This window comes from Flavobacterium sp. HJ-32-4 (assembly GCF_022532105.1).
Classification (GTDB): Bacteria; Bacteroidota; Bacteroidia; order Flavobacteriales; family Flavobacteriaceae; genus Flavobacterium.
Map to the genome: position 1 here is coordinate 185,493 of NZ_CP092832.1, position 25,517 is coordinate 211,009.

Genomic DNA, 25,517 nt, shown 5'->3' on the forward strand with positions numbered 1-25,517 from the left:
AGTAAAACGATTTAAATCCCGGGCTTCCGGGATTTTTTTTGACCTATATTCCCGTCCGGATGGCTTCTACCGGATCCAGACGCGAGGCCATCAACGCGGGCACAATACCCGATATAAGGCCGATGACAACCGCAAGGAAGGTACCGAAGAAGACATTGTAGAGACTAAGGATAAACTCGAATTCGAGCGCATCCGTCAGGATCACCGTCGTACCCCATACCATCAGCAAGCCAATCGCTCCACCGAAAAGACAGAGGACCACCGATTCGAAAAGAAACTGCATGAGGATGAACTTATTCTTGGCTCCAAGTGATTTCTGTATACCAATAAGGTGCGTACGTTCCTTAACCGATACGAACATGATGTTGGCAATGCCGAAGCCACCTACCAACAGGGAGAATCCGGCAATGATCCAACCTACCAAATTCAGCACCCCAATGACCTGGTCAAGTGCTTCGGTGAACCCCGCCAGGATATTGACGAAAAAATTGTCGACGTCGCCGGGTTTGATGCCCCGGTACAGCCGCATTTTCTGGCTCACTTCGCCTTTAAATTCCTGGGCTTCCACATCCGGCTTCGGCTTCATTAGGATCACAGGCGTGAACGAAGCGGCATTATCACCATAGCGGTGGCGGATGTAATTCACGGGAAGAAACGCAGACGTGTCGTTCGAATCACCGAACAGCCCCTTTCCTTGTTTCTTCAATACGCCGATGACCGTAAAACGCTGACCATACATACGGACTTGCTTTCCAATCGGACTGCTGCCCCCGAAGAGTTTCTGTACCACTTCGTACCCGAGTACCACAACGGGTGAACCCGAATTCGACTCAGCCTCATTGTAGAAACGTCCCTCTTCAAAATCGAGCTTTTGGATATTGGCAAACTCATACGAAATCGGAACCGTATTGATTTCCTTCGCCGTCTCCCCCTCGTATTTGATGGATTCGTGCGGCGCCCAAACCTGGAATGCCACGTCTTCCACAGTATTCAGCGACGATTTCAGGTAGACATATTCATCGTATTTCACGTCCGGAAACTGCTCAAGCTTCCATTGTGGGATGTCACTTGGCCCAAACGGGAAACGCAACAGGAACGCCGTGTTTTTGTCGAGCGCACTTAAGTCCTTCTTGAACTTCGCGTCAAGTGAGTCGACCGCCGAAAGCACGGCAATGATCGAGAAAATACCGATCGTGACCCCGAGAAGGGACAGGAACGTTCGAAGTTTGTTGTTTTTCAGCGCCTGAAGCGCGAAGTGGAAACTTTCCGATAAAAGCCTTAGGTATACCAGCATCCCGCCCTTTTTTGCGTTGGATAAAAGTCCGACATTTTCGCGACAAAACCTAATCATGCGGATCCTCTGGTTTAGTGTCGGTAATGGCAAAATTGTTACAGCCCTATCGTGCATCTTTGGTCGTAATCAAGTACTTTTGCAGCCTGGTTGCCCGTTCAGGGTTACTACTTTACCAAACACAACTACTTCATGAGCACGACAAAACCCATCCGGTCGGCGCTGGTTTCCGTTTTCTATAAAGACGGTCTCGAGCCGATCGCGCGCCTGTTGCACGAGCAGGGCGTCACATTTTATTCAACCGGAGGAACAGAAGAATTCCTTCGAAATCTGGGCATCCCGGTCATCCCGGTAGAAGATGTCACCTCCTACCCTTCGATTCTGGGCGGACGCGTCAAAACCCTGCACCCCAAGATTTTCGGCGGGATCCTGAACCGCCAGAACCATGAGGGTGACGTCGCACAGATGCAGGAATATGATATTCCCCAAATCGACCTCGTGATTGTCGACTTGTATCCGTTCGAACAAACGGTCGCGTCCGGCGCACCAGAGGCCGACATCATCGAAAAGATCGACATCGGCGGGATTTCCCTCATCCGCGCGGCAGCGAAGAACTTCAAAGACACCGTCATCATTGCGTCGGTAAACCAATACCCTGAATTTCTTGACATCCTGAAAAAGAACGGTGCCGCCACCAGTTGGGACGAGCGCAAGGACTTTGCCACCAAAGCCTTTCAGGTATCGTCACACTATGACACCGCTATTTTCAACTATTTCAACACGGACGAAACGGTGTATAAAGCCAGCATTTCAAACGGGGAAACCCTTCGGTATGGCGAAAACCCACACCAACGCGGCTGGTTTTTCGGCGACCTCTCCCGGATGTTCGACAAATTGCACGGAAAGGAACTCTCCTACAACAACCTCCTTGACGTAGACGCCGCCGTCAACCTCATTCTCGAGTTCAAAGGCGATGCCCCTACGTTTGCGATCCTGAAACACAACAATGCCTGCGGAATAGCTACACGCATGACTATGAAAGAAGCGTATTTGGCTGCTTTGGACGGCGATCCGACCTCGGCTTTCGGCGGTGTATTGATTGCTAATGGCCCGATCGATGCCGACACCGCCTCGGAAATCAACCAACTGTTCTGCGAAGTGGTGATTGCCCCTTCATTTGACGACGCAGCAGTTGCCATACTGAAAGAGAAAAAGAACCGTATCCTGTTGGTACAGAAAGACGTCGAGCTTCCGAAAAAGCAGGTCCGCACCGCCTTGAACGGCTTGCTCATACAAGACCGCAATGACGTTACGGACCGTGCCGACGGACTGACCACCGTCACGGCAAAAGCGCCGACCCAACAGGAAATCGACGACCTGCTTTTCGCGTCGAAAATTTGCAAAAACACCAAGTCGAATACCATCGTACTGGCGAAAAATAGCACCCTGCTCGCCTCCGGAACCGGACAAACCTCACGGGTCGATGCCCTGCGCCAGGCAATCGAAAAAGCCCAGGGATTTGGCTTTTCACTCGAGGGTGCGGTAATGGCAAGTGACGCCTTCTTTCCGTTTCCCGATTGCGTCGAAATTGCGCACCACGCAGGCATCACGGCGGTCATCCAGCCGGGTGGTTCGATCAAAGACGAATTGAGCATCACGTACTGCAATGAAAACGGGATGGCGATGGTGTTCACCGGCACCCGTCATTTCAAGCATTGACGCGGGTTACGACGCCCTTTCGGAAGCCTTTTCCAACGTTCGGCGGGGAAGGCTTCCGCGTTTTTAAAAATCTCCCTGAAAATAAAATAGCAGGGCGCGTTGGTACGCGAAATTATATACCTTTGCAAGGACTAAAACCGTAACCACAAACCCCCGCAGATTGTATGGGATTTTTTGATTTCATGACCGAGGATATTGCTATCGACCTCGGAACCGCGAATACGCTCATCATCCACAACGACAAGGTTGTGATCGACAGTCCGTCGATCGTAGCCCGTGACCGGGTTTCCGGCAAGATCATTGCCGTCGGTAAAGAAGCCAACCTGATGCAGGGTAAGACGCACGAGAACATCAAAACGATCCGCCCGCTGAAAGACGGGGTCATCGCCGACTTCGATGCGTCTGAAAAGATGATTAGCATGTTCATCAAGAGCATCCCGGCGCTGAAGAAAAAAATGTTTACACCGGCCCTTCGCATGGTGGTGTGTATCCCTTCAGGTATTACCGAAGTGGAAATGCGCGCGGTGAAGGAAAGCTGTGAGCGCGTGAACGGAAAAGAAGTCTACCTCATCCACGAACCAATGGCCGCTGCAATCGGTATCGGAGTGGATATCATGCAGCCAAAAGGGAACATGATTGTCGACATTGGAGGGGGAACGACGGAAATCGCAGTCATCGCATTGGGTGGCATCGTATGCGACAAATCGGTGAAGATCGCCGGTGACGTGTTTACGAACGACATCGTATATTACATGCGGACACAGCACAACCTCTTCGTTGGGGAAAGTACCGCGGAGAAAATCAAGATTGAAATCGGAGCGGCCATCGAGGAACTCGACACCCCGCCGGATGATATGTCGGTACAGGGACGCGATTTGCTGACCGGCAAACCAAAACAGGTAGAGGTTTCGTACCGCGAAATTGCCAAAGCACTCGACAAGTCGATACAGCGTATCGAAGATGCGGTGATGGAGACGCTGTCGCAGACACCGCCGGAACTCGCCGCCGACATCTACAATACCGGTATTTACCTGGCAGGTGGCGGTTCGATGCTTCGCGGACTCGACAAACGGATTTCCCTGAAGACCGATCTTCCCGTATACATTGCGGAAGACCCGCTTCGCGCCGTTGTTCGGGGTACCGGAATGGCGCTTAAGAACATCAACAAATTCAGAAGTATATTGATAAAATAAATTCCAAGGGACAAATTCCAAATTCCAATAAGGACTTGCGATTTGGAATTTGTTATTTGGGATTTCCAATCTCTCCCGGATGCAGCAGATACTCGCCTTCGTCATTAAAAACAGCCATAAGTTGCTGTTTTTGCTGCTTTTGGGCATATCCATTTCGCTGACCATACAGGCACACTCCTACCACCGCAGCCGGGTCATCAGTTCGGCCAATGCGTTCACGGGCGGAATCTATTCGCAGATGAACGAAATCGACGAATATTTCGGGCTCCGCTCACAGAACGAAGCACTCGCAAAAGAGAACGCACGCCTCAAAGCGTTGCTGTTCAACCGGGTCGATTCGACGGGCAAACCGGTGTTCGACAGCATCCGCGGCGTACGCAAAACGGAAGTTTTAGTGGCGAAAGTGGTACACAATACCTACAACACCCAACACAATTACATCACCATCGATGCCGGAAACCGCAAAGGCATCCGGACCGACATGGGGGTCATCAACGACCTGGGCATCGTCGGCATTGTAGAGACAACCTCGACGAACTACGCCACGGTGCAGAGCGTCCTGAACATCAAATCACAGATCAACGCCAAGATCAAAAAATCGAACCACTTCGGTACCCTTACCTGGAATGGAAAAAATGCCGGTGTCGTGCAGTTGAGAGAAGTGCCGCGCCTGGCTTCTATCCGCAAGGGCGATACCATCGTGACCGGCGGACAATCGCTGATTTTCCCTGAGAACATTGGCATCGGCACCATCGACAAATACTACACCGACGACGAGACGAACTACTACACCATCGACGTACGGTTGTTTAACGATATGACCAATCTCGGTTACGTCTACATCATCAAAAACAAAGACCGGGCAGAGGTACAACGCCTCGAAGCAGAAACAAAGGCCAAAAATGAATAGTACGATCCTATTCAATATCGTCCGTTTTGTGATGCTGCTCGCGGCACAGATCCTTATTTTTGATGCCTTTCATTTTTCGGGCTACCTCAACCCCTTTCCGTATGTGCTGTTCATCATCTTGTATCCGGTGAACGGAAATCGCTACGGACTTTTGTTGGCGGCGTTTCTGATGGGACTCATCATCGACCACTTCCTGAATTCCGGCGGTGTGCATGCCACGGCTTCGATCGTACTGGCCTATTTGCGACCGTCTTTCTTCCGGTTTTCATTCGGAGTCAGCTATGAATACCAGACCATTAAAATCAACGACCGGCTCACACCCGAACGTTTTTCCTTCATCCTGATTTGTGTGGCCATGCACCATTTGGTTCTGTTCGTGCTGGAAGCCTTCCGCGCGAGCCTGTTCCTGAAAGTCCTGGCCCAAACGTTCACCAGCACGATTTTTACCTTATTGATGTGCCTGTTGCTCATCCATTTGTTTAAACCCGCGCGGCGATGAGAAAAGTATTGCTTCCTACCGTTATCATTATCAGCACCCTGTTGATCGTGGTCCGACTGTTTTACCTCCAGATCATTGACCAGGAGCTCAAACTGAAGTCGGAAAATAATGCCCTCCGGATCGTATACGATTACCCCGAACGTGGTTATATCTACGACCGGAACGGCAAGTTACTGGTGGCCAACCAGCCCTCCTACGACATCATGGTGACCCCTAAGGACGTCAAGAATATCGACACCCTCGAATTCTGTCGCCTGCTCAACATCAGCAAAGACGACTTCCTTCGCATCATCAAAAAAGCACGGGATTACAGTCCAAGGCTCCCGTCCGTGTTCCTTTCCCAACTCAACAAAAGCGAATATGCCGCGCTGCAGGAAAAGATGCGGAAATTCGAACCCGGCTTTGAAGTCGTCAAACGTTCCCTCCGCGATTACCAGGTGAAGGTGGGGGCGAATATCTTCGGTTCGATCGCCCAGGTGAGTCCGGCCGAACTGGAAAAAAACCACTACTACCATGCCGGCGACCTCATCGGACGACAGGGCGTCGAGCAGAGTTATGAGAAGATCCTGCGGGGGATAAAAGGTGTGAAATACCGGCAGAAGGACAAATTCAACCGCGACATCGGCCCGTACCAACAAGGACGTTTCGACACCATCGCCAAACAGGGAGAAGACATCACCCTCACTATTGACGCCGTCCTGCAGGAATACGGCGAGAAACTCATGATCAACAAGCGCGGCGGTATCGTGGCCATCGAACCCAAAACGGGGGAAATCCTGGCGTTGGTAACGGCACCTTCCTACGACCCCTCCATTCTCGTGGGCCGTCAGCGTTCGCGGAATTACACCCAACTCTACAACGATTCTATCGCCAAACCGCTTTTTGACCGTGGATTGCTGTCGCAATACCCGCCCGGATCGCCTTTCAAGATCATCACAGGCCTGATCGCTTTGCAGGAAGGCGCCGTTGACGAACAAACCACCGTCATGTGTCACCACGGCTTTAGTTACGCGCCGGGCCGGTTCATGCGCTGTCACGGTTCCGGACCCCACCAACTGCACAACGGCATTTATAACTCGTGTAACGCCTACTTCGGAACGGCTTACATGCGGACCATCAACAAATACCGAAGCCCGGCTTATGCGGTCGACGTGTTCTCGAAACATGCCCGTAGTTTCGGGTTGGGCGAGTTCATGGGATACGACCTACCGACGGGCAAGCGCGGAAAAATTCCAACGTCGAAAACCTACAAACGCATGTATCCGAACGGCGGGTGGAAATCGACCACCATCGTATCGAATGCCATCGGACAGGGCGAAGTATTGGCAACGCCCATCCAATTGGCGAACATGATTTCGGCAGTGGCCAACAAAGGCTACTACTACACGCCCCACATCATCAAGAAAATCAAAGGCGAGAAAATCGATCCGAAGTATACGACCAAACACGTCACCACCATCGATAAAAAGTATTTCGACCCGATGATATCCGGCCTTTTCGACGTGTATAACTTCGGAACCGCGAGCCACCTGAAAGTCGAAGGCATCAACATCTGTGGTAAAACCGGAACGGCTGAGAACTTTACGAAGATTGGCGGCAAACGTATCCAGTTAAAAGACCACTCGATCTTCGTGGCGTTTGCCCCGATGGAGAACCCGAAGATTGCCATCGCCGTATTCGTGGAAAACGGGGGATTTGGCGCGACCATTGCCGGTCCGATTGCGAGTCTCATGATCGAAAAATACCTCCGGGGGAAAATCACCCAGCCGGCGCGCGAGAAATTCATCCTCGAGAAAAGCCTGCAGGCCGAATACGAGCGCTATACCCGAAAAGCCAAAGACACCCTATTGGGGGCCGAGCGCTTCCAGGAAGATTCCGATTCACTCGATCCGAAAAACTAGTGTGACATGAAGAATCAGAGTACGCGCAGCAATATGGACTGGGTTATGGTCACGATTTACATCGTGCTCGTGGTGCTGGGCTGGCTCAATATTTATTCGTCAACGATACCCGAGAGCGGCCAGACCGACCTCACAGATATCTCACAGTTTTACAGCAAGCAGCTCGTCAACATCTTCCTCGCCATTCCGCTCATCATTATTGTACTCTCCGTAGACGGGAAGTTTTATGAGAAGTTCACGAGTATCATTTACGTCGCGGGCCTCTTATTGGTGGCCGGTCTCTTTGTGTTCGGAAAGGAAGTAAAAGGCCAGACGAACTGGTATTCCTTTGGTTCGTTCAGCTTGCAACCGGCCGAATTTGCCAAAATTGCGACCGCTTTGGCGGTGGCGAAATACCTGAGCGACATCCAGATCAACCTAAAGGATACACAACGACAGGTGCAGGTGTTGGGTATCATCTTCCTGCCGATATTGCTCATCGTCCCCCACGACCCGGGAAGTGCGTTGATTTTCATGACGTTTTTCTTCGTGCTGTATCGGGAGGGCCTCCCTTCCTGGTACCTCTGGACAGGCTTTGCGGCCATCCTGCTTTTTGTCATGAGTCTTCTTTTTGAACCGATTTACATCATCGGGGGCGCCGCTTTACTGATCATTCTCAATTACTACCGATCGAAAATCGTCAACCGGAACATCATACTCAGTTCGGTGGTGTTAGTGGCCGTGGCCGTGTTCACACTGTCCGTTAGCTATGTCTTCAACAACGTCTTTGAACAACACCACCGCGATCGCTTCAACGTGTTGTTAGGCGAGGAAGTCGACGTAAAAGGCATCGGGTATAACACCAACCAGTCTAAGATTGCAGTGGGTTCGGGCGGTGTGTTCGGGAAGGGTTTTATGGAAGGAACCCAGACAAAAGGAGGCTTCGTTCCGGAACAGCACACCGATTACGCCTTCACCATCGTAGCAGAAGAATGGGGCTTTACCGGATCGATTGTCGTAATCGCGCTCTTTATGGGACTCATCGCCCGGATCTTGTATTTGGCGGAACGACAGAAAACGAAATTCAGTCGGGTATACGGCTATTGCGTGGCCTCCATCCTCTTCATTCACTTCTTCGTGAATGTGTCGATGGTATTGGGTATTTTCCCAACCGTGGGTGTTCCCCTACCCTTCTTTTCATACGGTGGCTCCGGACTCTGGGCCTTTACCGTCCTACTCTTCATCTTTATCAAGCTCGACGCCAACAAAGTCAACGAGTGGTAAGAATCGTTACAGGTTCTTGATGACGAATTCGCTTCGGCGGTTCAGCTCGTGTTGTTCTTCGTTGCACGCGTCATCGGGCACACAACGGATGATAGGCTGGCTTTCGCCGTATCCTTTAGCCGAAATACGCGTTGCCGGAATACCGTGCTCGATAATGTAATCAAGGGTAGACGCCGCACGCTTCGACGACAATTCCTCATTATAGCGATACGTGCCCCGCACGTCGGTGTGCGAGCCGATCTCGACGACCATCTCGGGGTATTTCTTCATCAGTTCGACGACGCGGTCGAGAATCGGTTTCGAGTCCTTCCGGATATACCACAAATCATAGTCGAAGTAAATCGGGTCGGTTTTGATTACCAGTCGGCCGCGCTCTTCCACCACGTCTTTTTCCTTCGCTTTGATATCGGCCACACGCTGCTGCTTTTCCTGCTCCGCTGCTTTCCGGGCCGCTTCTTCCGCCTGTTTTTTCTCCTGCTCAATAGCGGCATCAGACTTCAGCGCCATCGAGGCGTCGTTGACCTTTCCGCGCTCTTTCTTCAGTTTCAGGGTGCGGCTGTCACTGGAATACGCGGGTTTCGAAGCCGAGACTTTATACGTTGCTTCGCACGCCACGCGAAAGCGAAACGCCCCATCGGCAGCCGTCGTGACCACTTCTTCGCCAGCGGTGCCGCCCACCGTCTCCAACACCACCTTTGCACCTTCGAGCGGCAATTGGGTGTCCTTGTCGGAAATAATCCCTGTTATCTCCTGTTTGCAGCCTTCGACAATCAGCGGCTTGGTCTCGTGGAGGAAATAGATGTCATCGCTTCCCTTCCCGCCCGGACGGTTGCTGGAGAAGTAGCCGTCTTTCGTCGCCGGGTCAATGGAAAAAGCAAAGTCATCATAACCGGAATTCAACGGCAAGCCCACATTATAAACCGTTTTCCCGTCTGAAACATACACATCGAGCGCACCGTAGCCATAGTGGCCGTCGGAGGCGAAATAGAGCTTCCCGTCCTGCGCCACAAAAGGAAACTGCTCACGCTGGTCGGTATTGATTTCCGGACCGACGTTCACCGGCTCGGCATAAGTGCCATTATCGATGGCGACCGACCAGATGTCGAATGACCCGATTCCGCCGGGGCGATCAGACGAAAAATAGAGGGTCTTTTCATCCGGGCTCAACGCCGGGTGCTCGACCGAAAAATCAGGGCTATTGAAAGGAAGCGCCGTCACGCGGGTCCAACCGGCGTCGTATTCGGCTTTATAGAGTTGTACGACCGACACGCGTTTTCCGTTCTTGCCCCGCTTGCCATCCTTGAAATAGTTTCGGGTAAAATACATCGTGCGACCGTCCTTCGTAAAAACCGCACTCGCTTCGTGAAGATCGGTTTCCAGTTCCTTGGCATACGAGGTCGCCACAGAATCCTCGGGCGAGGTCACAGCAAGCAAATCCAGGTAGCGTTCGTCGTTCCATTTGAACTTCTTATCCAAAAGTCCTGACGACCGTTTGACGCCCGCAAATACGACTTTCTTGCCGTCGTTACTGCCGCCGAACTCGCTGAACGGCGTATTGAAGGGAAGGCCCCGGATATCAAACCGTGGCCCAATCGCGGTGATATTCTCGAGGGTCTCAATGTCTTTCTCCAGTCGTTGCAATGCATCGGTCTGCCCTGTCTTCGTCAAAAACTTCCGATAGACATCCGCCGCCAGTTTATAGTCGCCTGCTGTCTTCAAGGTATGGATGTACCGCCAGGTGTAGGAAGCATCCACAGCGTCCGGAAACTTCCACAGCAACTGTCTGTAGAGGGGCTGCGATTTGGCGAAATCACCCGTAAAATAGTACGCATCCGCCAGATTCCGGACCACCTCCAGCGAACCGTCCGTTTCAATCAGACGTTCGTAGATGGGAATAGCCTCCGAATAAAAGGTCCGTTCAAAATACCGCTTCGCCATCATCTTGTCCTGCGACTGTCCGAACACACCCATCGCCAACAGCCAGCAGCCTATCACCATCGTTATCTTCAAACGTCCCATATCAAAAAAATCTAGGTGATTTATCGTAACCACGTCCCATAAAGTTCAGATCAAACAGCAGGAATACTTCGTGGGTGCCCGAATTGAACTGCCCCAGGTTCGACAGCGTATGATCGTAGGCATAGCCAATCCGCACCTGCGGACTTACCTGCCACGCCATCAGTCCGCTAAACGAATCGTCGATCCGGTAGGCCGCGCCCAATTCAAAACGATCCCGCCACAAGGCGTTGAGCGTCACATCCACGGCCGCTGGTGTACCTTCCGCAAAACGGGTCATAAACGCCGGTTTCAGCTTTAGGTTCGGAGACACCGGCCATACATAGCCTCCGGTAAAAAACGTATGCATCTTTTCGCCTCCATACGACTGTATACCGTTTCGTTCGACGATATGGCGAGAGGAAAGGAAATTCGGAACCGATAGACCCACATAATAGCGGTCGGTGAAATAGTAAAGACCGGCCCCGACACCCAGCTTCGACATGTTGACATTCTCAGCGAAGGCCGCGTCGGAAGCGGGGTCGCCACTTTCAAAAACGAACCCATTGAAATTCGTCTGCAACGACGTCAGCCCGGCCTTTAATCCGAGTGACAGGCGGTGCTGCCCACGAAACTGCAACACATACGCAAAATCCGCATAGAGGTTGGTTTCCTTTTTGGCGCCATCGCCTATATCGTCAGAAATCGCCGAAAGACCCAGTTCCACCTGACGGTCGACCGGCATATGGGCAAAAAACGTCATGGTTTTCGGCGCGCCCACTGCCCCCACCCATTGTGAGCGGTAGAGTCCGCCCAGGTTCAGGATATTCGTCGTACCCGTAGCATAGGCCGGGTTTACCACGTTCATATTGTACATATAGTGGGTATACTCCGGATCCTGCTGGGAGAAAGCGGCCAGTGCTGCAAAGAGCGCGATACACGTGTAGAATGACTTCATCGGTTCAGGTATAGCCGCCCTTGTCGTGGGCTTTTGTCGTCACGGTTGAAATACAGAATATAGAAATACACCCCATTCGGCACGACGCCATCGATCACGGCACCCGATTGGGCCTGACCATCCCATTCGGGCTTATTGATGGCGCCTTTGAAAAGCAGATTCCCATAGCGATTATAAATTTCGAGTCGGAAATCAGGGTACAGGAACTCAATTTCCGGAATTCGGAACGTATCGTTGATGCCGTCGCCATTAGGCGAAAATCCGTCGGGCACCATAAAGGCATATTCCGTCGGGTCACAGTCCGTAAGGGTTACCGTTACGGCGATACCGTCGGGCGATACACAACCGGTAGCCGGATCAGAATCGTATCCGTAATAGGTGGCACCTTCCTGTAACAGCGTGGTGTTGGGCAATAAGACGCCATCGACGGCCGCATCGTACCACAACATCTCGCCCGTCGCCCCTACGTTATCCGACAGGCTCGCCAGCGTGGGGTTGTCGACACCACAAAATGCCGAACCACCGGGCAATAACACGGGTGCATCTACCGTAATGACCGTCACATTCGCCTGTGCCCTCGCCGACGTGCAGCCCGTCGCCGGATCGGTGACCGCTACAAAATAAGTCCCGTTGGTAAGAGACGTATCGGCGGGAAGTACATCATCCGACACATCGTCCACATACCAACTAAACGTAGCCCCCGTAGGCGTAAGTTGGCCGACAGTAGGCGTATCGGTGCCACAAAAGACCTGATCCGATGTCACCGGAACAGCGGGTAGCGGCTGGATCGTAAACGTGCGAGAGGCAGAAGCGGTCGCGACACCACAGGCATTAGCGTTGTTCTGGAGTCCGGTGATCGAAAGCGTCGTGGCACCCGTGTTCGTCAATGAAGTGGCCGGTACTACAAACGAAGCGTTGCCGCCGGAGGCCGATACTACAACTTGCTGGTCAGTGGCGGTATTGGCGCCCGAAAGCGAATAGGTTACCGTGACGTTCGAGAGCGAACCCAATCCCGACAAAAGCGCCGTAACGACATCCCCTTCACAGGAATTGGCAATTACGACCTGAAGGGCCGAGGTGTTCGGTTTGGTGTTGACCACGATGGTACGGGTAAACGTAGACGTCGTTTCGCAATCGGTTGCCACACTGCGGATGTAGGTAATCGACAAAACCGTCGCACCGGGATTCGGCAAAAGTGTTGAGGGAAGGATGAAAGTCGCCGATCCGCCCGACAGGGTAAGTTGTAACGCGGTCTCCGGAAGCGTACTGGCACCCGAAAGCGTGTATTTCATATCATAGACCCCATCCGCCAGTGCACTGCCGGATAGCGTCGCGACGGCATCTTCCCCCAAACAAATCGGAGGAATGGCCACGGTAGCCGGATCGATTTCGGGAAGAGGAAAAATGGAGAGTACGTCTGATACATCAATCGGGTTCGGACAATAGCCCGGACTTTCCTTATCCTTTATCTGGACAATCGTGATGGTGTAATCCCCGGCCTCCGGAAAGTTCGAAGGCGGAATCGGAAAGGTCATCACCCCTCCCGCAAAATCGGCTTCCCCCTGAAGGGTAGTATTCGCCGGACCGGAAATGGTATAAGTAAACGTATACGTTCCATCCGGAACCGGAAAAGCGCCCTGGGTCAGGGTTGCCTGATAGGTGGCAGTAGCGATTTCCGACTCACAGATATCCGAATTCACCACCAATGTCGCGCCCGTGAAGTCAATATGCGGTTCGATGACGAAGACAACTGTTGCCGTTTCGGGCGTACATACCGGATTCGCCGGATAAACCGTATAACTGTAGCTATATTTCCCCGGGCCATAGGTTTGGAAGACCTGCTGGAGGTTAATATGTGAGTCGAAGAAGCCGAAAATCTGGCCGGTACCGTCGACGTCGCTCCAGATACCAAAAGGATCTTCACCTGACAATATATCCTGAAGGTTGATATCGGTGTAAGCGGAGAAATCGTCGGTATCACAAAAGCCCTGTTCGGGGGCACTTCCCGGATTCGGCTTCCGGTGTACGGTTACAAATATCGTAGCCGATACCGGCGGACATGAACCGGCGGACGGCACGGTATACGTAAACTGAAAAGTACCCAATCCCGCCTGGGTTGCATCGAGAAAATTCCCGGATAACGCCCCGGTATTGCTGTCATCACTCCAGGTTCCGTTTTGTTGCGGGTCGGGATCAGAACCTTCAAAGAAACTGAAAAGATTCACCGACTCATCATCGCTGCAGGCCGAGCCGTTGGGCGCCGGAACACCTGCCCACGGACCAATGATGACGGTGGCAATAGCAACATTGTCCGCACAGGCGCCTGGTACGGTGTAGGCGAACTGGTAGACGCCGCTTAGGTGCAGTTGCCACGTATCAAGAAGTCCTGTAGAAGTATTCAACGCACCGCTCGGCAGTGGAAACGACCACGTGCCCCCGGGGGAAGGTGAACCACCCAAAACGGAAAACAAATCAAGGAACTGGTTAGACGGATTGGAATAGTCGCAAATTTCAATGGTGCCGTCGTCACCCGCGCACTGCGCATTGCTATGGAAGAGCCCGCCCAGGGTCACGAAAAATACCATCATCCACACCCTTCGCGAGCGCCGGGCAAAACCGTTTTCAATCATGTAGTTGGTTTATGTCGTAAACATAACAGTTGAAAACGGATTTCTCCCCGTCTGAAAACAAAAAAACGCCTCGGTGAGGCGTTTTTTGAGTATGCGAGACGTAGGGCGTTACGATTTCACCACCTTTTCTTTTTTCTTAAGGTTGAGGCCCGACGTACCCGCGCTATTTTGCTGCATATCGGAAAGCACGTTGAGCGCCTCTTCGATATAGGCATCCTTGGTCAGGGCCTCGTGCCAACGATCGCGTTTTTCTTTCAGCGTTTCGTCTTTCTTCACCAACTCATCTTCATACGGCAAAGACGCGAACGTGAGGTGGTTGTCATAATCGCTGATCGATTTGAAACGTTTGGCGTCATTATCGAGATCGTCCTGCTCTTTGCGGAATTTGACGAGGTTCAGGCTATACGTGTTCTCATCACGACGGCCGGCCAGCCATTTGGCGTTCTCATCGATCAGTTTGAACTGCGGATTCTCGGCCACCCGTTTGCGGCTGTTCGTGATGGCTTTTCCTAAATCGCCCCCTTTCCAGGATTGGTACTGAGCCGGATCGATTTTATCCCACGGCATGGCATTGTGAAGGTCGCGTTCGCCGATTTCGATATACGAATACCGATCCGGTACGACGACGTCACTGCTCACACCGCGAAGTTGGGTTGACCCTCCGTCGATACGATAGAATTTCTGTGTAGTGGTCTTAAGCGCACCCAAATCGCCGTAACTGCTGTTTCGGACAAATTGATTGAGGTCGATGATATTCTGCACGGTTCCTTTTCCGAACGACTGCTTGCTTCCGAGGATTACACCACGCTTATAATCTTGGATAGCGGCAGCGAGGATCTCAGACGCCGACGCAGAGAAATTGTTGATCATCACCACCAACGGACCGTCCCACTGCACACGGCTGTCGGTGTCGGCCAATACTTCTTTCTGTTTTCCCACCGTCTTCACCTGTACTACCGGCCCTTGGTCGATAAACATACCGGCAATATCCACTACCGTACGAAGCGAACCGCCGCCATTGTCGCGCAGGTCAAGAGCGATACCCTGCACACCCTGCTCTTTCAGGCGCGCGATTTCCTGTGCGATGTCTTTGGCAGCATCACGGCTGTCTTTATTTTCAAAATCGATGTAGAATTTCGGGAGGTAAATGATGCCATACAGTTTGTCTTTCATCTTGACAATACTGGATTTCGCATACGTCTCATCGATCTCCACGATGTCGCGGATCAGTGAGATAACCTTGATGGTACCGTCTACTTTCTTGACGGTAAGGCGCACTTCCGTGCCCTTTGGCCCTTTAATTTTCTTGACAACGTCGTCGATACGCATCCCAACGACATCCACAGGCTCTTTATCGCCTTGTCCGACTTTCAGCACCACATCACCCGGCTCCAGTTCTTTCTGTTTCCACGCAGGCCCGCCGGAAATCAACTCCGTAATTTCGGTGAAATCGTTCTTTTTCTGCAGACGCGCGCCGATTCCTTCCAATTTACCCGACATACTGATGTCGAACTTATCTTTATCCTCGGGCCCCATATAGGAAGTATGCGGATCAAACCGCTCAGCAATGGCGTTCACAAACACCGAGAACCAGTCGGCACGATCAAGGTCAGCCAGGAAGCTGAATTGCTCATCAAGCGATTTTAGAGCGGTTTCGCGTGTCTCTTTTTCGAGTTCTTCAAAGGTTTTGGGCGTATTATCCTGTTCGGTTTTCAGGCTCGTCTTGATAGGCACTCCGCCTTTTTTCTTATCTTTTTCCTCTTTGTTTTTGCCTTCCTGTATGTCAAGCCGGTCCGCCAGCGATGAAAGCGTCGACAGCTTGATTTGCTTACGCCATGTATCCTTTATCTCTTCTTTGGTTTTGGCATACGGCAGCTTCTCATAGTCGGTATTGATTTCCTCATTTACCGTGTAATCGAATGGCTTGGAGAGGATGTCTTTGTAATACGACTTACTTTCCGCAATACGCTCTTGCAGACGGTCGTAGGTGAGGTCGAAAAACGTAAGGTCCTTGTTCTTGATGGCATCGTCGATCTGGGTTTCATACTTGGAAAACTCGTCGATATCCGATTGCAGGAAGAAACGTTTGGACGGATCCAGCGCATCCAGATAATCCTTGTAGACCCCTTTCGAGAAGTCATCATCGATTTGCTTCGGTTGGTAGTGTCCCCGCTCGATGACAAACGTCAAAAGTTCCAGCAACATCTTGTCTTTTTCCGGATCCCCTTCCTTAGAACCCCTAAATGGAATGAAACTCAAAAGCGCAAGCGATACCAGGCCGACGACGGTCAGCAACTTATAATTCCTTTTCATAAATTGAAAAATAGCGTTCATTGGATTTAAGCGAACTAAATTAAGGAAAAACAAGGCGGAGCGTCCGCACCCCCGCATAATTTTTTGTTAAACGTATAATCGGACGACGTGCGTCCCCGCTCACCTGCAAAATACGTATTTTTGCGGAGCGAAACGTTACACTTATGGCGAAAAAACCTTTGATTCTCGTGACCAATGACGACGGAATTACCGCACCCGGTATCCGGATGCTCATCGCCTGCATGGCCGCCATCGGTGACGTGGTCGTCGTTGCCCCTGACAAACCACAAAGCGCTACAGGCCACGCGATTACCATAAACAATACGCTCTACCTCAACCACATCAGCAAAGAAGGCGATGCGATTCCCGAATACAGTTGTTCGGGCACGCCGGTCGATTGCGTCAAATTTGCCGTAAACGAAATCCTCCATCGCAAACCCGACCTCTGTGTGTCGGGCATCAACCACGGCTCGAATTCGTCGATCAATGTCATTTATTCCGGCACGCTTAGTGCGGCGGTTGAAGCGGGCATTGAAGGAATTCCGGCCATCGGCTTCTCGTTGCGCGACTACGACTGGAATGCCGACTTTTCTCCTACCCGTTCCTTCGTCGACACCATTGCCCGTAATGTGCTCGAAAACGGTTTGCCGCCCGGGGTCATCCTCAACGTCAATTTCCCAAAATTGCCCGAAAGCGCTATTAAAGGGATTCGTATCTGTCGGCAGGCCAAAGCATTCTGGCAGGAGAAATTCGACAAACGCACGAGTCCGATGGGACGTGATTACTACTGGCTGACAGGCGAATTCATCAACCTCGACAAGGGGGAAGACACCGATGAATGGGCGCTCGATAACGGATATGTATCGATCGTGCCGGTGCAGTTCGACCTGACCGCCCACCATGCGATCCAGGAACTCAATACGTGGAAATTCTGATATGAAATACTACATCATTGCAGGCGAAGCATCGGGCGATCTTCACGGATCCAACCTCATCAAGTCCCTCCGGCAGATCGATGCGGAGGCCGACATCCGTTGTTGGGGCGGCGACCTGATGCAGCAGGCAGGCGGCACACTCGTGAAACACTACCGCGACCTGGCCTTCATGGGGTTCGCGGAAGTGGTGTCGAATTTGTCCACCATCCTGAAAAACATCCGCTTCTGCAAAGACGATATCGCCGAATTTGCCCCCGATGCCCTCATCTTCATCGACTACCCGGGCTTCAACATGCGTATCGCTAAGTGGGCGAAAGAAAAAGGCATCCCCACCCATTACTATATTTCGCCCCAGATTTGGGCATGGAAGGAAAATCGTATCAAAGCCATCCGACGCGATGTCGACGAGATGTATGTCATCCTGCCGTTTGAAAAGGATTTTTACGAAGGAAAGCATGGCTATGATGTGACCTTCGTCGGGCATCCGCTGATCGATGCGATAAAAGACCGCCAACCCATCGCGCAGGCGGACTTCCTTGCGATGCATCAACTTGACGACAAGCCCATTGTAGCACTTTTGCCCGGAAGCCGGAAACAGGAGATCACGAAAATGCTCGAAGTGATGCTGTCGGTCGTTCCCGACTTCCCGACCCACCAGTTCGTCATTGCAGGCGCACCCGGCCAGGAACCCGCCTTTTACGAACGCTTCCTCGACGGGAAGAACGTACGGTTCATCTCCAACCGCACCTACGACCTCCTCGAACATGCCGATGCCGCCCTGGTGACCTCCGGCACGGCCACGCTCGAAACCGCGCTGTTCAAAGTGCCGGAAGTCGTATGCTACCGCGGGAGTTGGATCTCCTACCAAATCGCCAAACGCATCATTACCCTCAAGTATATTTCTCTGGTCAACCTCATCATGGACGCCCCCGTCGTAACCGAACTCATCCAGAACGAGCTCACAACTGACAACCTACGTCGGGAATTGGCAAAACTACTCGACCCCACACACCGGAAAAACCTGCTGTCGCAGTATGACGCACTCGAAGAAAAATTAGGCGGCGTCGGCGCCAGTAGCACCACGGCAAAGGCCATTTTTGAGAAGGTCAAAGCGGCGCAAACGAAACGTTAAAGTTTACATTTTTAGGTCCTTTTTTGCTATTTTAGCGACCTCTTTGATACGAAACGTGCTACGCTTCGCGTTTTGTTTTCCTGACACTAAACCCCGGTTCCCTTTTTTGGAAGCCATTTTATTAATAAAGCTAAGGCGTCATTGCCGAAAAATAAAAGATAAAATATGCAGACAAAAAGAACGCTTCGCCTTCTGTTCCTTTTGATACTACTGGTTCCGTTTATCGGACACGCTCAGATTGTGACATCCAAGAAGGAAGCGATCAAAAAGGGTATTTACCAGAAACCGTCTGACAAAAAGGTAGAGGTAGCCGCTGCGGAAAAGCCAAAACCAACGGTAGCGGTCGAGCCGCGTAAAGAGGTGCGCAAAACCCCAAAACCGGCCCCGGCAACCAAGCCCTCTATCCTCAACGACAAAGAGGATACCGACCTTGACCTTACCGACAACGGCGTTCCCTACACAGCCATCCAGATGATCAACAATGCCATGACCTTCATTGGCGTTCCGTATCATGGCGGCGGCACTACACCGGCGGGCATGGATTGCTCCGGAATGGTGACCGCGGTGTTCAGCCTGTTTGATAAGAAATTGCCCCGCAGTTCGTGGGAAATGGCCAAAGTGGGAGCGAAGGTCGACCTGAAAGACGTCCGCAAGGGCGATCTGGTGTTCTTCCGCACCAGCCGTCGAAACGGCATCAGCCACGTCGGAATGGTGGTGGAAGTAAACGGCGATGAAGTCAAGTTCATCCACTCCTCTACAAGCGAAGGCGTTATCATCTCGTCCACCAAAGAGCCCTACTACCAGCGCACCTTTGTGCAGGCCAACCGGGTGCTGTAAGTTTTAACATTTCATGCGGCAAAACCGTACTTTGCCGTCTTCCAATCGTACTACTTTTACCACATCGACCGCAGCGAAGCCCACTGCCAGGATGATTACACGCGCTGTGTGTCGCATATATATCCCAAAAGGAGCGGAGCAATTCGCTCCTTTTCAATTTAATCGATATGTGGCGATTTCCTTTAGTACGGGTACTCCCCTTCTTTATAACCGGTCTGCTCGCCGGACGTTTTCTACCCGACGGACTGCCGGCGCTTGTTGTGTTTCTACTACCCTTCGGACTGGCCCTGCTGTGGCGCCCGTACCGGACCTTGGCGGCGGTTGCCATCTGTGCCATCGTGTTGGGGTGGACCGACGCACGCCTACACGATGAGCGGCGTTTCGCCAGCCATTACCTACACTTCGATCAAAACGCACCGCATGCCTTTACCGCTACGGTAACCGAACGTTTGCGTCCCTCCCACTACTATAGCCGACTGGTCGTTACCGTTTCGGCTATCGACCGTAAGGAAGCCTGCGGCAAGCTATTGGTATGCCTGCCCAAAAAGCGAACGCCCACCCTTTTTCCGGGCGACCAATTGGTCGTACGTGGACGTATGCACCGCGCCCGTCCACCGGCCCAGCCCAGCGACTTTGATTATGGCGACTATCTGGCGAATAAATCAATCTATGCCACTTTGTATCCGAAATCGGGTGATTGGCGAGTCATGCCGTCTGCACCCCCCACCTTCGGACGCGCCATCGCCCTGATGCAACAACGCCTCGAAAATAGCTTCCGCCGTCAGGGGATGGGGGAAACGGAATTGCAGGTGTTGATGGCATTGGCGCTAGGGAAACAACTTGATATTCCGAAGGAAACACTGGCCGATTATCAGTATGCGGGTGCCGTGCACATTCTGAGCGTATCGGGTTTGCACGTCGGACTTCTGCTCGGATTCGTCTTGTTCTGCCTGCGCCCCCTTCCCCAATCGCGTAAATGGAACCTCCTGCGGTTTACGCTCGTACTGCTCTTCCTTTGGGGATTCGCCTGCGTGGCGGGTTTGTCGCCCTCGGTCATACGATCGGCCACCATGTTCAGCTTTGTGGCAGGTGGTACGCTGTTGCGGAAAGACGGCAACCTGCTCCATACGCTCTGTGTGTCAATGTTGGTCATCCTGGCCGTTTCGCCGGGTTTCCTTTACGACGCCGGGTTCCAACTTAGCTACCTGTCGCTGTTTTTCATCGTGTGGCTGCAGCCCTTCTTTGACCGCATCGCCCCCTTCGAAAACCGAATGTTGCGGTATATCTGGGGCCTGTTGACGGTTTCGTTCTCGGCCCAATTGGGGGTGTTACCCTTGAGTTTGTATTACTTCCACCAGTTTCCGGGCCTGTTTTTCCTGACCAACCTATTGATCGTGCCCGTACTCGGTATCATCATGGCAGCGGGCGTACTGTCGATGGTGGGCGCACTGCTGGGGTTTTTGCCTTCATGGTTCGTGTTGATCGTCGACCGGCTTCTGTGGGCGATGAATGAGGTCATACACCGGATAGCCACCATTGACGGAATGGTCATCCGAGACGTGTACTTCCCTTTTTCGATGCTTGTAATGGGATACATGGCCATTATTGCCTTCTCCGGCGCGTTGCGACATCCCTCCTACCGAACGATACGGCTGGCGGCAATCAGCGTGCTGTGCCTGCAAGCCACAGTGTTCTTCCAAAACCAACAGTATACAGGTCGGGATGCGTTTTACGTAATGCAACGGCCCAGAACTACCGAATACCTGTGCATACGCGGACGAGCCGGCTATCTCACCTCCACGGCTGCCCTACACCGTCAGGGCGGACTCAAATCGGCATTAGGATTGGATACGATTGGGGTGCGGCCTTTGCAAAACTGTCTGTATGCGGCCGGGAAACGCATTCTCGTCATCGACAGCAGTGGCTGCTTTGCAGGCAAACCCGACATCGTCATCATGACCGGTTCGCCCAAAATAAACCTCGAGCGAATGCTACGCCAACTTCACCCGCAGGAGGTGGTAGCGGATGGTTCCAATTATAAGAGTTATGTAAACCGATGGCGGACTACTTGCCATAAAATGAAAATCCCTTTTCATGCTACTGCCGAAAAGGGATTCTATTGTAGGGAATAAACCGTTACTTTTTATTGGCCAGGATGGCATTTGCGCCTTCCAGCCATTTTGCCGGTCCGCCTGCCACATAGCCGGTGCTACCCAGACGGTCAAAGCTCACTTTACCATCTTTGTTGGATGGCGTGACCAACCAAATGGTAGGATAGCCGCGGATACCGAACAATTGTTCCATATCGGCGTTCTGCTTCTTAATGTCATCTGGCAGTTGCTTACGGCGCGGGAAATCGAGTTCTACCAGCACGACATTGTCTTTCGCCCATTTGGCGAAATCCGGCGTGGTGAGTACTTCCTTCTGCAAACGCATACACCAGCCGCACCAGTCACTTCCAGTGAAGAACAACAGAAGGGGCTTTTTCGATTTGATCGCTAATTCAGAGGCCTTTGAAAGGTCGTTGTGCCAGGTCAGTTCCTGGGCTTGTGCGCTGTATCCTGCCATCAGGAAAAACGCTATGAGAACCATTTTTTTCATTTCAGAATGCTATTTATAGGATGGGTTACAAAAACAGTGCCTAAGATAGGATATTATCGCACGCCGTGCATCAATTTTTTCACCAACGGCGACAGCGCGATAAGCACCACGCCGAGAATCAGGGCATATAGTGCCAACTGCTCGTATCCTTTGGTGTAGGTCATCAGTTTCTCGTAGTTGTTGGCATTTTCGGATGCCTCGGCGATATTGGCACCCAATAAACCGGCGAAGTATTGCCCGTACGCGCTCGCCAGGAACCACATGCCCATAATCACCGCCTGTGTCTTTTGCGGCGATAAGCGCGTCATGGCCGACATACCGATAGGCGACAAACACAGTTCCCCGAAAGTGATGATAAACCAGCCAAAGGTGAAAAATTCCAATGACGTCACGCCTTCCGCGTTCGCGTAGTTCTTACAGAGGTAGAACACATAGAAACCCGCCGCCAGGAACAGGAAACCAAGGCCGAATTTCACCGTCGTGTCAGGTTCCAGCTTTCGTTTGCCCAGCGCAAGCCATCCCATACCGACCAATGCGGCAAAGAGAATCACGAACAACGAGTTAGCCGAATTGTTTACGCCATTAGGGTCCATTTTGATGCCTACGAAATGATCCGACAAATTGTTAAGTGCAAACAGGCTGAGTGAACCGCCACTTTGCTCGAAAAAGGCCCAGAAGAAAATGGAGAAAATGATGAAAACCAGGGCCGCGAGTAACTTCATATTCTCGGCCTTCGAAAAGCGTAACATCTCGATAAAGAGATAAACCAATGCGGCCGGCCCGATGATAAACATGAAAATATCGGTGTATTCGGTCTTTGACACCATGGTCATGATAAGGGGAATAACCGCCAGTGAACCGATATAGATCAGGCTTTCCCGCAACATCCGTTTGTTTTTCTCGAGATGCAGCAACGGCGACAACCCAATTTCACCCAGGCTTTTTTGTGTTTGGGTAAACGTAAGCAAACTGACAATCATGACGATCGCCGCAAACCCAAAGGCCACGTTCCACCGAAGGGGCTCGGGCACCAAACTTTCCAGCATATTCCCGTTAGCCACGGCAATGCAGAGGTACCCGCCAATCAAGGCGCCAAGGTTTACGCCGGCATAAAAGAGCGAAAATCCGGCATCCACCCGCGGATCGCCTTCCTTATAGAGCTTCCCGACGATGGTAGAGATATTGGGTTTGAAAAAACCAGTTCCGACGATAGTGAAACTGATGCCCACAAAAAAGAACTCAGTGGGGTTGACGGCAAGTATAATACTTCCGACAATCATCAGGAGTCCGCCCCAGAAAAGCGATCGTCGATAGCCCAGAAACTTGTCAGCGAACAAGCCGCCGATGAAGGTAAATGCATAGACGAATGCCTGTGTCGCACCATACTGCAACTGGGCCGTCTGATCGTCCATTAAGAGTTTTTGGGTCATGAATACGACCAGCATCCCCCGCATCCCGTAGAAGCTGAAGCGCTCCCACATCTCGCTGAAGAAGAGGTACCACAACTGTTTGGGATACTTGCCCTTAAAACCTTGGATCGATTCGAGTGTATAGGAATTTTCCATATGGGTAAAAAAAATGCCGCATCAAAAACGACGCGGCATAGTTAGTAATGGGTTATTAGCGCACGCCGTGCATCATTTTCTTCAAGACCGGCGTAAGCAGTGCCAGCAAGAGTGACGCGATACCGCAAAGCACAACGAATACCATGAAAAACTCAAAGAGGTTGTGGATGGTAAAACCTACAAATGTGGGATATTCCGTAGCAATCTGCTTCTCCGCGAACAGCTTTACCTGTTCCACGCTAAGGGTAACCTTTTTATCAAGGACGTCCTGCAGGTTGACCCCCATCTTCTCTGCCATCTCAAATTTGTCGCCCGTGGCAGGAATAAGCGCTCCCAGCGTCCCGGCAAGGGCATATCCCGCGGCATTCGAGATAAAGAACACACCATACAACAACGAAGCGAACCGTTTAGGTGAGAGCTTACCAACCAGCGACAATCCAATTGGTGACAGACACAATTCGCCCAATGTCTGGATAAAATAAAGAAGAATGAGCCATTTAATCGCCAACAATCCGGTGTTCCCTAAGTCCTTTACATTGTGAGCGATGATGAAATAGCTCAGGGCAATAAGTGCCAGACCGATCGCCTGTTTCATAGGAGAAATAGGCTCTTTACCCGATGCCCGAAGTTTATCCCACAACAAACTGAACGGAAGGGCAAGAAATACAACGAACAAGCCATTGAATATCTGCACCATGGAAGCCGGCATCTCGCCGAAAAGGAAGAAACGGTCCGTTTGGTTGGAAGCAATGAACGTCAACGACGAACCCGCCTGTTCAAATGCCGCCCAGAAAAAGATGATGAAGAATGAAATGATGTAAATCACGAGAATACGTTGGATCTCGACCTTGGTAAGGGTAGAATCCAGCAAAATCAAAACGGCCAACGAAATGCCAGAACCATAAATGATTGGATATATGATACCTTTGACGAGCGTTCCAATCTCGAAGTGCGTAAATCCGAATTCTCCCACGTGGAGATAACGGAAGACGAAAAACAGTATAACGAACAGCACACCCACAAGCCCAATCGACTTAGATGAGAATTTCGCCTGCTCCACTACTTCGCCCGAGGCCGCATCCTTGTTCGGACGGGCACCAATCGGAGCGCCCGTCGGTGTTACCACATACTTGTTCTTCAGAAAAAGGAACACGAAGGTTCCGATGATCATTGCCGTACAGGCCATCAGATAGCCCCATTTGAAAACGGTAGGATCTTGTACTTTCCCGACTTTAACATCGGCAAAAAGCGGCACAAAATATTGGCTTAGCAAAGCGCCAATGTTAATGCCCATGTAGAAAATCGTAAACGCGGAATCCAACTTTGTCTTCTCTTGCGGTGGATAGAGGCTGCCTACCATCGAGGAAATATTCGGCTTGAAGAACCCGTTGCCGAAAATGATGATAAACAGTCCAAGCCAGAAAACACTTTTCGACAGATCCAGATCGGTGTCATAGCTCGTGGCGCTGTAAAACAGGAGGAACTGTCCGATTGCCATCAGACTTCCCCCCAACAGTATACAGTTCCTGTTCCCAAGATACTTATCTGAAATAAAACCGCCGAGAAGGGGTGTCAGGTAGCACAAAGCAAGAAATCCGCCATAGATAATCGAAGCATTGGATTCGCCAAGCATCAGGGCATGCACCATGAATAAGGTCAGGATGGCGCGCATTCCATAAAAGTTGAAACGCTCCCACATTTCCGTTCCGAACAATACCCAAAGTCCTTTAGGATGTCCTGTCTTTACCGCTTGTTCACTCATAATATAGTTTTTG

18 protein-coding genes are annotated in these 25,517 nt (G+C 51.6%); 10 read left to right on the forward strand and 8 right to left on the reverse strand.

Annotated features, from left to right (window positions below; genetic code table 11):
- Positions 1 to 43: 43 nt before the first annotated feature.
- On the reverse strand, positions 44 to 1,294 hold the full coding sequence (locus MKO97_RS00665) for an ABC transporter permease (RefSeq protein ID WP_241104150.1): 1,251 nt from the start codon (positions 1,292 to 1,294) through the stop codon (positions 44 to 46).
- A 189-nt stretch (positions 1,295 to 1,483) separates the two neighbouring features.
- On the opposite strand from MKO97_RS00665, the gene purH reads away from it, so the two are divergent.
- The 6 genes from purH to rodA all read left to right on the forward strand — a co-directional run bounded on the left by purH (position 1,484) and on the right by rodA (position 8,776).
- Positions 1,484 to 3,010 (forward strand): bifunctional phosphoribosylaminoimidazolecarboxamide formyltransferase/IMP cyclohydrolase, encoded by a 1,527-nt coding sequence (purH, locus tag MKO97_RS00670; RefSeq protein ID WP_241104151.1) that lies wholly within the window; start codon positions 1,484 to 1,486, stop codon positions 3,008 to 3,010.
- A 164-nt stretch (positions 3,011 to 3,174) separates the two neighbouring features.
- Positions 3,175 to 4,203 carry a rod shape-determining protein gene (locus tag MKO97_RS00675; RefSeq protein WP_241104152.1) on the forward strand — a complete coding sequence of 343 codons (1,029 nt, stop codon included), beginning with the start codon at positions 3,175 to 3,177 and terminating at the stop codon, positions 4,201 to 4,203.
- A gap of 79 nt (positions 4,204 to 4,282) precedes the next feature.
- Positions 4,283 to 5,113, forward strand: a complete 831-nt coding sequence (gene mreC, locus MKO97_RS00680) for a rod shape-determining protein MreC (RefSeq protein WP_241104153.1) — start codon at positions 4,283 to 4,285, stop codon at positions 5,111 to 5,113.
- Positions 5,106 to 5,612, forward strand: a complete 507-nt coding sequence (locus tag MKO97_RS00685) for a rod shape-determining protein MreD (protein WP_241104154.1) — start codon at positions 5,106 to 5,108, stop codon at positions 5,610 to 5,612. Before mreC ends, MKO97_RS00685 begins: the two co-directional genes overlap by 8 nt.
- Positions 5,609 to 7,513 (forward strand): penicillin-binding protein 2, encoded by a 1,905-nt coding sequence (gene mrdA / locus MKO97_RS00690; RefSeq protein ID WP_241104155.1) that lies wholly within the window; start codon positions 5,609 to 5,611, stop codon positions 7,511 to 7,513. The genes MKO97_RS00685 and mrdA overlap by 4 nt, the downstream gene beginning before the upstream one ends.
- Positions 7,514 to 7,519: 6 nt before the next feature.
- Entirely contained in the window at positions 7,520 to 8,776 is a 1,257-nt protein-coding gene (gene rodA, locus MKO97_RS00695) for a rod shape-determining protein RodA (RefSeq protein WP_241104156.1), read from the forward strand.
- Positions 8,777 to 8,782: 6 nt separating this feature from the next.
- Here rodA and MKO97_RS00700 read toward each other — a convergent pair whose 3' ends face one another.
- From MKO97_RS00700 to MKO97_RS00715, 4 genes are all read right to left on the reverse strand, one after another.
- Positions 8,783 to 10,795 (reverse strand): OmpA family protein, encoded by a 2,013-nt coding sequence (locus tag MKO97_RS00700; protein ID WP_241104157.1) that lies wholly within the window; start codon positions 10,793 to 10,795, stop codon positions 8,783 to 8,785.
- A gap of 1 nt (position 10,796) precedes the next feature.
- The gene (locus tag MKO97_RS00705) at positions 10,797 to 11,729 is read right to left on the reverse strand and encodes a type IX secretion system membrane protein PorP/SprF (RefSeq protein WP_241104158.1); all 933 of its coding nucleotides are present in this window, start codon (positions 11,727 to 11,729) and stop codon (positions 10,797 to 10,799) included.
- Complete coding sequence (locus tag MKO97_RS00710; RefSeq protein WP_241104159.1) at positions 11,726 to 14,359, reverse strand: gliding motility-associated C-terminal domain-containing protein; 2,634 nt, start codon at positions 14,357 to 14,359, stop codon at positions 11,726 to 11,728. The genes MKO97_RS00705 and MKO97_RS00710 overlap by 4 nt, the downstream gene beginning before the upstream one ends.
- A 108-nt stretch (positions 14,360 to 14,467) precedes the next feature.
- Entirely contained in the window at positions 14,468 to 16,693 is a 2,226-nt protein-coding gene (locus tag MKO97_RS00715) for a carboxy terminal-processing peptidase (protein WP_241104160.1), read from the reverse strand.
- 143 nt (positions 16,694 to 16,836) lie between these two features.
- Between MKO97_RS00715 and surE the strand changes: the two genes are divergently transcribed.
- The 4 genes from surE (at position 16,837) to MKO97_RS00735 (ending at position 21,708) form a co-directional block, all read left to right on the forward strand.
- A complete protein-coding gene (gene surE / locus MKO97_RS00720; RefSeq protein ID WP_241104161.1) occupies positions 16,837 to 17,607 on the forward strand; it encodes a 5'/3'-nucleotidase SurE in 771 nt (256 codons plus the stop codon).
- A gap of 1 nt (position 17,608) precedes the next feature.
- A complete protein-coding gene (gene lpxB, locus MKO97_RS00725) occupies positions 17,609 to 18,739 on the forward strand; it encodes a lipid-A-disaccharide synthase (RefSeq protein ID WP_241104162.1) in 1,131 nt (376 codons plus the stop codon).
- 165 nt (positions 18,740 to 18,904) lie between these two features.
- Positions 18,905 to 19,576 (forward strand): C40 family peptidase, encoded by a 672-nt coding sequence (locus tag MKO97_RS00730; protein WP_241104163.1) that lies wholly within the window; start codon positions 18,905 to 18,907, stop codon positions 19,574 to 19,576.
- A gap of 167 nt (positions 19,577 to 19,743) precedes the next feature.
- Positions 19,744 to 21,708, forward strand: a complete 1,965-nt coding sequence (locus MKO97_RS00735) for a ComEC/Rec2 family competence protein (protein ID WP_241104164.1) — start codon at positions 19,744 to 19,746, stop codon at positions 21,706 to 21,708.
- 4 nt (positions 21,709 to 21,712) lie between these two features.
- Here the strand turns inward: MKO97_RS00735 and MKO97_RS00740 are convergent, their stop codons facing one another.
- From MKO97_RS00740 to MKO97_RS00750, 3 genes are read right to left on the reverse strand one after another with little or no spacing between them, the layout of a single operon-like run.
- Positions 21,713 to 22,177, reverse strand: a complete 465-nt coding sequence (locus MKO97_RS00740) for a thioredoxin family protein (protein ID WP_241104165.1) — start codon at positions 22,175 to 22,177, stop codon at positions 21,713 to 21,715.
- A 53-nt stretch (positions 22,178 to 22,230) separates the two neighbouring features.
- Entirely contained in the window at positions 22,231 to 23,742 is a 1,512-nt protein-coding gene (locus MKO97_RS00745; RefSeq protein ID WP_241104166.1) for a peptide MFS transporter, read from the reverse strand.
- Positions 23,743 to 23,797: 55 nt separating this feature from the next.
- Complete coding sequence (locus MKO97_RS00750) at positions 23,798 to 25,504, reverse strand: peptide MFS transporter (RefSeq protein ID WP_241104167.1); 1,707 nt, start codon at positions 25,502 to 25,504, stop codon at positions 23,798 to 23,800.
- Between the last annotated feature and the right edge of the window lie 13 nt (positions 25,505 to 25,517).

What these genes read in the sequence shown, in the direction of transcription:
- MKO97_RS00730 (WP_241104163.1), top strand. Translation starts at nt 18,905, where the DNA reads ATGCAGACAAAAAGAACGCTTCGCCTTCTGTTCCTTTTGATACTACTG.
- MKO97_RS00705 (WP_241104158.1), bottom strand. Translation starts at nt 11,729, where the DNA reads ATGAAGTCATTCTACACGTGTATCGCGCTCTTTGCAGCACTGGCCGCT.
- MKO97_RS00715 (WP_241104160.1), bottom strand. Translation starts at nt 16,693, where the DNA reads ATGAACGCTATTTTTCAATTTATGAAAAGGAATTATAAGTTGCTGACC.
- MKO97_RS00700 (WP_241104157.1), bottom strand. Translation starts at nt 10,795, where the DNA reads ATGGGACGTTTGAAGATAACGATGGTGATAGGCTGCTGGCTGTTGGCG.
- MKO97_RS00745 (WP_241104166.1), bottom strand. Translation starts at nt 23,742, where the DNA reads ATGGAAAATTCCTATACACTCGAATCGATCCAAGGTTTTAAGGGCAAG.
- MKO97_RS00685 (WP_241104154.1), top strand. Translation starts at nt 5,106, where the DNA reads ATGAATAGTACGATCCTATTCAATATCGTCCGTTTTGTGATGCTGCTC.
- MKO97_RS00740 (WP_241104165.1), bottom strand. Translation starts at nt 22,177, where the DNA reads ATGAAAAAAATGGTTCTCATAGCGTTTTTCCTGATGGCAGGATACAGC.
- mreC (WP_241104153.1), top strand. Translation starts at nt 4,283, where the DNA reads ATGCAGCAGATACTCGCCTTCGTCATTAAAAACAGCCATAAGTTGCTG.
- MKO97_RS00735 (WP_241104164.1), top strand. Translation starts at nt 19,744, where the DNA reads ATGTGGCGATTTCCTTTAGTACGGGTACTCCCCTTCTTTATAACCGGT.
- lpxB (WP_241104162.1), top strand. Translation starts at nt 17,609, where the DNA reads ATGAAATACTACATCATTGCAGGCGAAGCATCGGGCGATCTTCACGGA.
- MKO97_RS00750 (WP_241104167.1), bottom strand. Translation starts at nt 25,504, where the DNA reads ATGAGTGAACAAGCGGTAAAGACAGGACATCCTAAAGGACTTTGGGTA.
- mrdA (WP_241104155.1), top strand. Translation starts at nt 5,609, where the DNA reads ATGAGAAAAGTATTGCTTCCTACCGTTATCATTATCAGCACCCTGTTG.
- rodA (WP_241104156.1), top strand. Translation starts at nt 7,520, where the DNA reads ATGAAGAATCAGAGTACGCGCAGCAATATGGACTGGGTTATGGTCACG.
- MKO97_RS00675 (WP_241104152.1), top strand. Translation starts at nt 3,175, where the DNA reads ATGGGATTTTTTGATTTCATGACCGAGGATATTGCTATCGACCTCGGA.
- purH (WP_241104151.1), top strand. Translation starts at nt 1,484, where the DNA reads ATGAGCACGACAAAACCCATCCGGTCGGCGCTGGTTTCCGTTTTCTAT.
- MKO97_RS00665 (WP_241104150.1), bottom strand. Translation starts at nt 1,294, where the DNA reads ATGCTGGTATACCTAAGGCTTTTATCGGAAAGTTTCCACTTCGCGCTT.
- MKO97_RS00710 (WP_241104159.1), bottom strand. Translation starts at nt 14,359, where the DNA reads ATGATTGAAAACGGTTTTGCCCGGCGCTCGCGAAGGGTGTGGATGATG.
- surE (WP_241104161.1), top strand. Translation starts at nt 16,837, where the DNA reads ATGGCGAAAAAACCTTTGATTCTCGTGACCAATGACGACGGAATTACC.